This is a genomic window from Variovorax sp. Soil_C_33, from assembly GCF_057656935.1.
Genome location: NZ_JBDGJK010000029.1, coordinates 35415 through 45007 on the forward strand (window position 1 = coordinate 35415; position 9593 = coordinate 45007).

Below are 9593 nucleotides of genomic sequence, written 5' to 3' on the forward strand. Positions count from 1 at the left end.
ACAGCGGATGAAGAACAAGATCGCGCTCGAGGAGCATTTCGCCATCGAGCTCACCGTCGGCGACTCGGAGGTCTATGCGCGGCCGGAGGTCTGGGCCGGTCTCAAGAGCAATCTGCTCGACTTCGAGCAGCAGCGCATCGAGCAGATGGATGCCTGGGGCACCGAATACGCAATCCTCTCGCTCAACTCGCCGGCGGTGCAGGCCATTCCCGATGCGCGCCGTGCCGTCGAAGTGGCGCGGCGCGCGAACGAGGTGCTGGCCGAGCAGGCGGCGCGCCGGCCGACACGCTTCGGCGGCTTCGCGGCGCTGCCGATGCAGGATCCGGAGGCGGCGGCGCGCGAGCTCGAACGCTGCATCAAGGAGTTCGGCTTCCACGGCTTCCTGGTCAACGGTTTCTCGCAGGTCGGCGACGAACGCACGGTGGTCTACTACGACGCGCCTCGGTTCGCCGACTTCTGGGCCGCGGCTGCGGCGCTCGGCAAGCCGTTCTACATGCACCCGCGCGACCCGCTGCCGGCACGCGAGCCGATCTACGAGGGCGCGCACTGGCTCACGGGGCCGACCTGGGCCTTTGCCGTGGAGACCAGCATTCACGCGCTGCGGCTGATGTCGAGCGGCCTCTTCGACCGGCATCCCGGCTTGCAGATGATCCTCGGCCACTTCGGCGAAGGCATCCCCTTCAACATCTGGCGCGTCGACCACATCCTGCGCAAGGGACGGCGCGGCATGCCGTGCGAGAAGCAGATCGGCGACTACCTGCGCAGCAACGTGCACATCACGACCAGCGGCAACTTCCGCACGCCGACGCTGCTGTCGACGATGCTGGAGGTGGGCAGCGACCGCATCATGTACTCGGTGGACTACCCCTTCGAGAAGCACGAGGATGCGGCGCGCTGGTTCGACCATTGCGAGATCAGCGACAACGACCGGCTGAAGATCGGCCGTGACAACGCGCGCGAGCTTTTCAAACTGCCATGAAAACAGCACTCGACAGCCGACCCGTGCTGATCGCCGGCGGCGGCATCGGCGGCCTGGCGGCGGCGCTCGCGCTGGTGCGCGAGGGCTACAACGTGAAGGTGATCGAGCAGTCCGCCCACATCGGCGAGATCGGCGCCGGCATCCAGCTCAGCCCGAACGCCTTCGCGGCCTGCGATGCGCTGGGCGTCGGCGCGAACCTGCGCGCCCGTGCCGTCTACACCGACGAAATGCTGATGTTCGATGCCATCGATGCCCAGCGCGTGATCGGCATCGCGCTCGATGCGCGTTTCAGGGAGCGCTTCGGCAACCCCTACGCGGTGATCCACCGCGCCGACATCCACGGCGCGCTGCTCGAGGGCGTGCAGGCCACCACCGAAGGCATCGAGTTCCTCACCTCCACCAAGGTGGTGCACATCGAGCAGAGCGACGACGGCGTCGTGCTGATCGACGCGCAGGGTCGCCGCCACGCGGGCCAGGCCGTGATCGGCTGCGACGGCGTGCGTTCGGCCGTGCGCCAGCAGTACGTGGGCGACGGCATCCGCGTCTCCGGCCATGTGGTGTTCCGCGCGGTGATCGACACGGCCGAGTTCCCCGAAGCGCTGCGCTACACCGCGCCCTGCATCTGGGTCGGACCCAACTGCCACCTGGTGCACTACCCGCTCAAGGGCGGCGACAGGTTCAACCTTGCGGTCACCTTCCACAGCGACCGGCCCGAGCAGTGGGGCTCGATGGACGGCGACCCGGCCGAGGTGCAGCGCTACTTCCGCGCCACCTGCGAAGAGACGCAGCGGATCCTGCGCATTCCGAAAGCCTGGAAGCGCTACGCCACCGCCGACCGCGATCCGATCGAGCGCTGGACCTTCGGCCGCGCGACCCTGCTCGGCGATGCCGCGCATCCGATGGTTCAGTACCTGGCGCAGGGCGCCTGCATGGCCTGTGAGGATGCCGTCACGCTGGCGCTCGCGCTGCGGCGCGAAGGCGGCGACTGGGGCCGCGCGCTGGCGCTCTACGAGCGCTCGCGCGTCGCGCGCACGGCGCGCGTGGTGCTGTCGGCGCGCGAAATGGGCCGCATCTATCACGCCAAGGGCGTGGAGCGCCTGGTGCGCAACGAGATGTGGAAGGGCCGGCCGCAGGAGCGCTTCTACGACGCGCTCGAGTGGCTCTACGGCTGGACGGCCGGCACCTGCCTGGCGGACGATTGACGCGCGCTCACTCGGCAGACGGACCGTTCTTCCGGCGCGCGCTCGCGAACCTGCTGTCGCGGATGCCTTCGATGCGCTGCACCTCGGCCATGTAGGCATCGCTGTTGCGCGCCTGCCGGTAGGCGGCCATGCGGCGCGCATATTCGGGGCCGGTCGCATCGGGGCTGTCGATGCGCGCATAGTCGCCCAGGCCCGCCTTGTTGTAGAGGCTCAGATCGGCCAGCACCTCGGCCCGGCTCATCGCGCCGACGGCGACGGCGGCGGTCGCGGGCGTGCCGACCCACTGTTCCTGCGGCGTCCGCGCCACGCTCATCGAGCGTTGCAGATCGGCCGTGACCTCGCTGCGGCTCATCGTGCTGCTGGTGGTCGCGATCGGTGCGCCGACCCAGGCTTCGGCCGGCACGGTCTGGGCCGACGCGGCGCCGGCGAGGAGAAGGGCGGAGATGCCCAGGAGTTGCTTGGCTTGCATGATCGAGAGTCCTTTCACTGCTTCAGGTGGCTGCGGGGATCGCCGCCACCGTGGAACGCAGTGTGGATTCCGGCCGCGTTTCGGGCTGTGCGTTAGCGCACGCTTTTTTCAAGCTGCGGTCGCGGCACGTGCAGCACCGCGAGCGGCTCCGAGCGGCCACGCACGGTCACCATTTCCGGCTCGCCCAGCGCGTCGGCGATGTCGGCCTGCTCGGCTGCGAAGACCGAGATCACGAGCCGGGCCGCAGCTAGCTTGGACTGGTCCTGCAGCCGGCTCGCCGTGTTGACCACTTCGCCCACCGCGGTGAAGGTGGTGGTCTCCAGGTAGCCCACCTCGCCCACGGCCGCGCGCCCCGCGTGCAGGCCCATGCCGAAATCGAGGCGATGGCCGAACTGGGATTCGAAGCCGGCGCTCCACGCGTCCATGCGCTCGCCGATCAGCGCGGCCGCACGCACGGCCTGGCGGCATGCGGTCGGCAGGGCGACATCGAGCCCGAAGATCGCCATCACGCTGTCGCCGATGAACTGGTTCGGCACGCCGCCGCACTCGCGCACCGCGGCGCCGACGATCGCGAAGTAGCGGTCGAGCACGTACACCAGGTCCAAGGGCCATTGCCGCTCCGACAGGCCCGACCAGCGGCGCAGGTCGACGAAGAGGATCGCGACGTCGTGCTCGCAGCCCAGGCGGCCGGGCTGGGCGCCGGCGCCGAGGCGGGGCGCGAACAGGGGCGTCACCGCCAGATCGCCGTGCGGGCGAAGCTGGCATGCCAGCCGCACGTCATCCGGTGCACGCACCCGCTCCAGCGTGCGGTGCTCGTCGTGGCCCGGCGTTCCACATGCGAGGCCGGCCCGAGCACGCGCACGCGGCAGGTGGAGCAGCGCGCGCGTCCGCCGCAGACCGACAGGTGGGCGATGCCGTGCGCGCGGCTGGCTACGAGCACGCTCCAGCCGCGCGGCACGCGGACCGTGCGGTCCGGGTAGCGCAGCTCGATCGATGCCTTGCGCGGCCGCCGTTCATGCCAGGCGCGAAGCTGGCGCGCGGCGAGCAAAGCCAGCAGCGCCAGCGCATAGATCCACTTGGCGTCCTGCTCCGTCGCGTCGAGCGCTGCTTTCTGCGCTGCCGTCGGCATCTGGGCCGGCAGCGTGCCCGTCCAGTCCATTGCAGCTCGCGGCCCATCGCGAGGAAGCCAAGGGCGGCGAGCACCGGGAGCAGCACGGCTGCCGCCAAGAGCAGATGGAAATGCCGCCGGTAGGCCGGGCGGACGCGCAGCGCCAGGTGCAGCCCGAGGCAACCGTGCGTCCACGCGGCCAGCATCATGGCCAGCTGGAAGCTCGCAGCGCCCGGGCTCCAGAGGCCGCGGATCACGCGGGCGTAGGAAGCGTCGATCGCGAAGGCCTCGTAGGCCCAGCACATCGCCGTCAGGTGAGCGGCCAGCAGCAGCGGCAGCGAGAAGCCCAGGAGCAGCCGCACGGCCTCCATGGGCGGCATGCGCAGGCTGCGCCGCTCCCACAGGGCCACCGCGGCCAGCACCACATGCACCGCCGCCGCGCCGTACAGCAGCAGGCTGCCCGCGAGGCCGTGCCAGAAGGTGGAGACGGCCTGCAGCGCGGTTTCGGCGGTCGCCAGCGAAACGAGGCCCAGCGCATGGTTGCTCATGTGCGCCGCCACGTAGCCCATCAGGACCACGCCGCTCGTCCATCGGAGGTTGCGCCGCGAAGGAAGGCGCAAGAGGATGGGGGAACGGCTGTCCATGGGCGGGCTCCAAGCGGCACCCGAGCATAATGCGCGCGCCTGCCGACCCTGCATGACCTCTTCCCCTCACCGCTCCAGCCTCGCGCTGCGGAAGATCCCGCTGTTCGAAGGCCTGTCCGACCGCCGCCTCGAGCTGCTTGCCCAAGCCTGCCGCTGGCACAGCGTGGCGGCGCGCAAGCCGCTGATGCTGCGCTCACAGAACGAGGACGACGTCTATTTCCTGGTCTCGGGGCGGGCGCGCATCACGACCTACTCGGCCAACGGGCGGCAGGTCACCTTCCGCGACTGCGGCGCAGGCGAGCACTTCGGCGACATCGCCGCCATCGACGGCGGGCCGCGCTCGGCCGATGTGCTGACGCTCGATCCCTGTGTGGTCGCCAGCCTCGACCGGACGGCCTTCATGGCGCTCTTGCGCGACGAGCCGCTGGTGGCCGAGCGCGTGATGCGCCGGCTGACCCAGCTGGTGCGCCAGCTGTCCGAGCGCGTCATCGACCTCAGCACCCTCGGCGTGCAGAACCGCCTGCATGCCGAGCTGCTGCGCATGGCGCGCGCCGCCGGCATCGCCGACAACCGGGCACGCCTGGAGCCGGCGCCGCGCCATGCCGAGCTGGCCAGCCAGATCAGCACCAACCGCGAGCAGGTCACGCGCGAGCTCAACGTGCTGGTGCGCAAGGGCCTGCTGGCCAAGGAAGGCCGGGCCCTGGTCGTGACCGATGCCGAGCGCCTGGCCCGCATGGTGGCCGAGGTGCGCGGCGAGCCTGGCTGATCGGCAGGCCTCAGTTCAAGCGGCCTTTGGCACCGCCCAGGCTGAAGCGGCCCGCGCCCAGCAGCGCGACGGCCAGGGCGCCGGCCAGGTAGAGGCCCTGCAGTTCGAGCGCCCAGCCGCCGCCCTGCTTGGCCAGCGCGAACAGGCCGCTCATGTGCACCAAACCGATCGCGACCACCATGTTGATGGCGACAATGCCGGCCGCGGCGCGCGTCCAGAGGCCGGCGAGCATCAGCAGCGGCGCCAGCACCTCGCCCACGTACACCAGGTAGCCGATGCCGCCCGGCAGGCCGGCGCGTTCCGGCGCGCCGACGACGAAGCCCGGCCCTTTCGCGAGCTTGTCGATGCCGTGCAGCAGCACCAGCAGCGCGACCGATGCGCGCAGCAGGAGCTTGCCTGCATCCTCGCGCAGCCCGCCGATGGGGGTTGTCGCGGCCATCAGGGCCTGGGTGTTCATTGAGTGATCCTTCGTTAAGACGTAAAGACCGTCGAGTGTGCGAACTCCGGCAGCGCGAGTCGGTGCGTTTACGCACATCTTTTGGGTGAAGGCGGCCGCTCCCGCATCCTGCTACGCTCGGCGCACCCGCCCGCACGGCGCGGCCGCTTCTCTCTTCTTCCCCATGGCTCTCCCCATCATCACCGACCCGCATTTCTATGCGGTCGCCGTTCCTGCCGTGCTGATGCTCGGCGTCAGCAAGAGCGGCTTCGGCGCCGGCTTCGGTTCGCTGGCGGTGCCGCTCCTGGCCCTGGCCGTCACGGTGCCCCAGGCGGCGGCGATCCTGATGCCGGTGCTGCTCCTGATGGACCTGCTGGGGATCGCCGCCTTCCGGCGCGACTTCGACCGCTCGCTGCTGGTGTTCCTGATTCCCTTCGGGCTCGTAGGCACGTTGGTCGGCACGCTGCTCTTCCGGGTGCTTCCGGCGCACACGGTGGCCGGCATCGTCGGCGTCTTCACGCTGCTCTTCCTGGCGCAGCGCATGGCGTTCCCACCGCGCTCGGACGCTCCCCCGCCGTCGAAGACGGCCGGCGCGGTGCTGACGGCGATCGGCGGCTTCACCAGTTTCATCGCCCATGCGGGCGGGCCGCCGGTCAACGCCTACGTGATTCCGCTGCGGCTCACGCCGGTGGCCTACACCGCGACGCTGGCCTATTTCTTCTTCGTGGTGAACCTGAGCAAGTGGATTCCCTATGCGTGGCTCGGCCTGCTCGACTGGCGCAACATGGCGACTTCGCTGGTGCTGCTGCCGCTCGCGCCGCTCGGCGTGTGGCTCGGCATCCGGATCGCGCGCCGCATCGATGCCGTCTGGTTCTACCGCTTCGTCTACCTCGGCATGCTGCTGACGGGACTCAAATTGTGCTGGGACGGATTCCTCTCGTGACACGGTTTTGACATATGCCTGCGCGGCCGTGTAATGCAAAGCTCTACGATTGCCGCGGCCCCTTGGCGTGTGCAGAATTTCGGGATGTCCGAACAGATGACGACGCCCGCCAAGCTCGAAGATTCCGAGCTGCAAAGCCTTGCTGCCGAGTGGCGCATCCGCGCCATGCAGGGGGACCAGCTCGCGCACCGCATGGCCCAGGCGCTCGAGGCCGAGCAGCGCCGCCGCATCCGCGACACGGGGCTGCAGCCGCTGCCGCCGGCCCGTTCCTCCTCCGCCGCGCCGTGGTGGAAGTTCTGGTAATCGACGCCGACGTTTTTTTGACCCGACATGGACTTTGCGATCGTCCTCGCCTTGCTCAGCCTCTTTGGCGCGACCCTTCTTTCCAACCTTCTGGCGCGCCGGCGCGAAAAAGCCCTGGAGTTCGATCCCTTGACGAGCGAGGCGCGCGAGCTGCTGCTGCGGGAACGCGCCGCACCCGTTCCGCTGTGCCCCACGCTCAGGCCCGAACACTGGGCCCGCATCGAAGCGGCGCAGCCTTCCTGGCGGCGGCAGGTGTTCGAGGCGGCGCGGTCGCGCTACTTCGAGGCGCGCAACGCCTTCTCCCGCAACGACATCGACGGCGAGCTCTACTACCCGAACCCTGCCGCGGTCGCGGGCGCGGCGCACCAGGTGCTGGTGCTCACCGAGCGCTTCTGAGCCTTCCGGGATCAGTGATAGATTTTCTGCAGTAAGCGGATCAGCGTCTCGCGCTCGCGCGTCGTGAGGCGTGCGCTGGCATCCGCCTCCAGCTCGACCACCGTCCGCTCCGCGTCGCGCACGAGGGAAACGCCCGCCGGCGTCAGGTACAGGCCGATCGCGCGGCCGTCGTGCGGATGGGGGCGACGCTCGATCAGCCCGCGGCTGTCCATCGCCGAGATCAGGCTCACCAGATTGGGCGGCAGGATGTCGAGCGTGGCGCACAGCTGGCGCGAGGTGGCGCCCGGGTTGTGCGCGAGCAGCGAGAGCACCGAGAAGTCCACCTGCTTCAGGCCGTAGGCCGCCATGCGCTCGGCGAAGATCGTGCTCACGGCCAGCCAGGCGCGCCGCGCGTTGTAGCCGACCAGGGCTTCGAGCACACGGGTATCGAGCTGGTCGGCGCGCGGTGGTGCAACGGCGACGGTGGATGCGGGTTTCTTGCGGGAGACTGCCATGGCCGGAGGGTAACTGGCTTGGGCGGCCCGTGCACCGGCGGCCGTCGCCTAGGTGCCAGCCTGTGCAGCGGCCTCGCAGGCGCGCTTGACGATGCCCAGGCGCATCTCGAACTCCGGCAGCACCCAGCGCCGGAAGGCGGCAGCCGGTCCGGACCAGCGTGTTTCCTGCGGCGCCGCGCGCTCGATGCGCGCCCAGGCCCAGGCCAGCATGGCCAGCATCACGACCCGCAGGTAGTCGTCGGCCACTTCATGGGGCAGGGCGGGATCGGCTCCCGCCGCCATGACAACCGTGGTGCCGAGGTAGCGCAGCTGCGCGAGCCGGCGCTGCACGTCGGCTTCGACCTCGCGCGAGGCATCGAGCTCGTCGCGCAGCTCGATCAGGAGCGCCGACATGCCGGCGCCGCCGTCGGGCAGCACCTTGCGCACCAGCAGGTCGATGGCCTGGATCTCGTTGGTGCCCTCGTAGATCATGGTCACGCGCGCATCGCGAAGCACCTGCTCGATGCCGCACTCGCGCACATAGCCGTGGCCGCCGAAGACCTGCAGGCACTCGCTGGCGCCCTGAAAAGCCTGCTGCGTGCAGGCCGCCTTGAGCACCGGCGTGACCAGCGCGCACCAGCGCTGCGCGCGTTCCCGCGTCTTGGCATCGCCGTCGTGCCGCGCGATGTCGAGCTGCAGCGCGGTGCGGTAGGCGAGGAGCCGCGCGCCGTCGATCCAGGCGCGCTGCGTATCGAGGATGCGGCGCATCGCCGGATGCTCTGCGATCAGATCGGCCGGCTCGGCGCCGCGGCTGGCCGGCGCCGGCCCGGGGGCGCGCATCTGGCGCCGCTCGTGCGCATAGGCTTGCGCCTTCTGCCAGGCTGCATCGAGCAGGCCGATGCCCTGCAGCGCCACATGCAGCCGCGCCGCGTTCATCATCACGAACATCGCGGCCAGCCCGCGGTTCGGCTCGCCGATCAGCCAGCCGGTGGCCTCGTCGAAGCGCATCACGCAGGTCGGGCTGCCATGCAGGCCCATCTTTTCCTCGATGCGCTCGCAGTGCACCGCGTTGCGCGTGCCGTCGGGCAGCACCTTGGGCACCAGCACCAGCGACAGGCCCTTGGGGCCGGACGGTGCGTCCGGCAGGCGGCACAGCACCAGGTGGACGATGTTCTCCGTGAGATCGTGCTCGCCGCCCGAGATGAAGATCTTGCCGCCTGTCACGCGATGGCTGCCGTCGGCCTGCGGCACGGCACGGGTGCGCACCTGGCCCAAATCGCTGCCGGCATGGGCCTCGGTCAGGCACATGGTCGCGAGCCATTCGCCGCTCGCGATCTTCGAGAGGTAGCGCTGCTTCAGGTCCTCGCTGCCGTGGTGCCTGATGCATTCATAGGCGCCATGCAGCAGGCCGGGCGCCATCGTGAGGCCGTGGTTGGCCGCGCTGAGCCATTCGAACAGGACCGCTTCGAGCACGGCGGGCAGGCCCTGGCCGCCGTCTTCGGGCGCCGCCGAGAGTGCCAGCCAGCCGCCCTGGCTCAAGGCCTGGTAGGCCGCGCGAAAGCCGGGCGGCGTGTGCACCTCGCCATCGGCGAAGCGGCAGCCCGCCTCGTCGCCCGTGCGGTTGACCGGCGCGATGACCTCGGCGACGAACTTGCCGGCTTCGTCGAGCACCTGCGCCTGCAGCGCCTCGTCGAACTCGGCAAAGGGCGCGAGCGCGCGCAGGCGCGGCGTCGCGTCCAGCACCGTCTCCAGCAGGAAGCGCGTTTCGTCGGGACGGGGCCGATAGTCCATCCCGGATCAGGACTCGGCCGTGAAGCCGACCTTCTTGACCAGCGGGCCCCAGCGCTCGAACTCGGCGTGTTGCGAGCGGGTCA

Annotated in this window: 13 protein-coding genes; 6 read left to right on the forward strand and 7 right to left on the reverse strand. The window is 70.1% G+C overall.

The features are described from left to right. Nucleotides 1-7: 7 nt before the first annotated feature. Both AC3A6B_RS29150 and AC3A6B_RS29155 read left to right on the forward strand, forming a co-directional pair. Nucleotides 8-979 (forward strand): amidohydrolase family protein, encoded by a 972-nt coding sequence (locus AC3A6B_RS29150; protein WP_487840117.1) that lies wholly within the window; start codon nucleotides 8-10, stop codon nucleotides 977-979. Beyond that, a complete protein-coding gene (locus AC3A6B_RS29155) occupies nucleotides 976-2181 on the forward strand; it encodes a 3-hydroxybenzoate 6-monooxygenase (RefSeq protein ID WP_487840118.1) in 1206 nt (401 codons plus the stop codon). Before AC3A6B_RS29150 ends, AC3A6B_RS29155 begins: the two co-directional genes overlap by 4 nt. 7 nt (nucleotides 2182-2188) lie before the next feature. On the opposite strand, the gene AC3A6B_RS29160 is transcribed toward AC3A6B_RS29155, so the two are convergent. The 4 genes from AC3A6B_RS29160 to AC3A6B_RS29175 all read right to left on the reverse strand — a co-directional run bounded on the left by AC3A6B_RS29160 (nucleotide 2189) and on the right by AC3A6B_RS29175 (nucleotide 4402). After that, nucleotides 2189-2650, reverse strand: a complete 462-nt coding sequence (locus AC3A6B_RS29160; RefSeq protein WP_487840119.1) for a hypothetical protein — start codon at nucleotides 2648-2650, stop codon at nucleotides 2189-2191. 92 nt (nucleotides 2651-2742) lie between these two features. Further along, nucleotides 2743-3384: an adenylate/guanylate cyclase domain-containing protein gene (locus tag AC3A6B_RS29165; protein WP_487840120.1), complete on the reverse strand. Its 642-nt coding sequence runs from the start codon at nucleotides 3382-3384 to the stop codon at nucleotides 2743-2745. Then, on the reverse strand, nucleotides 3381-3590 hold the full coding sequence (locus AC3A6B_RS29170) for a 2Fe-2S iron-sulfur cluster-binding protein (RefSeq protein WP_487840121.1): 210 nt from the start codon (nucleotides 3588-3590) through the stop codon (nucleotides 3381-3383). Before AC3A6B_RS29170 ends, AC3A6B_RS29165 begins: the two co-directional genes overlap by 4 nt. Then, nucleotides 3581-4402 carry a hypothetical protein gene (locus AC3A6B_RS29175; protein WP_487840122.1) on the reverse strand — a complete coding sequence of 274 codons (822 nt, stop codon included), beginning with the start codon at nucleotides 4400-4402 and terminating at the stop codon, nucleotides 3581-3583. Before AC3A6B_RS29175 ends, AC3A6B_RS29170 begins: the two co-directional genes overlap by 10 nt. 52 nt (nucleotides 4403-4454) lie before the next feature. Here AC3A6B_RS29175 and AC3A6B_RS29180 point away from each other — a divergent pair, with 52 nt between their 5' ends. Further along, nucleotides 4455-5168: a Crp/Fnr family transcriptional regulator gene (locus tag AC3A6B_RS29180; protein WP_487840123.1), complete on the forward strand. Its 714-nt coding sequence runs from the start codon at nucleotides 4455-4457 to the stop codon at nucleotides 5166-5168. Nucleotides 5169-5178: 10 nt separating this feature from the next. On the opposite strand, the gene AC3A6B_RS29185 is transcribed toward AC3A6B_RS29180, so the two are convergent. After that, complete coding sequence (locus AC3A6B_RS29185; RefSeq protein WP_487840124.1) at nucleotides 5179-5625, reverse strand: DoxX family protein; 447 nt, start codon at nucleotides 5623-5625, stop codon at nucleotides 5179-5181. 163 nt (nucleotides 5626-5788) lie between these two features. On the opposite strand from AC3A6B_RS29185, the gene AC3A6B_RS29190 reads away from it, so the two are divergent. The 3 genes from AC3A6B_RS29190 to AC3A6B_RS29200 all read left to right on the forward strand — a co-directional run bounded on the left by AC3A6B_RS29190 (nucleotide 5789) and on the right by AC3A6B_RS29200 (nucleotide 7246). After that, nucleotides 5789-6547: a sulfite exporter TauE/SafE family protein gene (locus AC3A6B_RS29190; RefSeq protein ID WP_487840125.1), complete on the forward strand. Its 759-nt coding sequence runs from the start codon at nucleotides 5789-5791 to the stop codon at nucleotides 6545-6547. A gap of 84 nt (nucleotides 6548-6631) precedes the next feature. Next, nucleotides 6632-6850: a hypothetical protein gene (locus AC3A6B_RS29195; RefSeq protein WP_487840126.1), complete on the forward strand. Its 219-nt coding sequence runs from the start codon at nucleotides 6632-6634 to the stop codon at nucleotides 6848-6850. Nucleotides 6851-6877: 27 nt separating this feature from the next. Further along, a complete protein-coding gene (locus tag AC3A6B_RS29200; RefSeq protein WP_487840127.1) occupies nucleotides 6878-7246 on the forward strand; it encodes a hypothetical protein in 369 nt (122 codons plus the stop codon). 11 nt (nucleotides 7247-7257) lie between these two features. On the opposite strand, the gene AC3A6B_RS29205 is transcribed toward AC3A6B_RS29200, so the two are convergent. Further along, the gene (locus tag AC3A6B_RS29205) at nucleotides 7258-7740 is read right to left on the reverse strand and encodes a MarR family winged helix-turn-helix transcriptional regulator (protein ID WP_487840128.1); all 483 of its coding nucleotides are present in this window, start codon (nucleotides 7738-7740) and stop codon (nucleotides 7258-7260) included. Between the two features lie 48 nt (nucleotides 7741-7788). After that, the gene (locus tag AC3A6B_RS29210; protein ID WP_487840129.1) at nucleotides 7789-9510 is read right to left on the reverse strand and encodes an acyl-CoA dehydrogenase family protein; all 1722 of its coding nucleotides are present in this window, start codon (nucleotides 9508-9510) and stop codon (nucleotides 7789-7791) included. Between the last annotated feature and the right edge of the window lie 83 nt (nucleotides 9511-9593).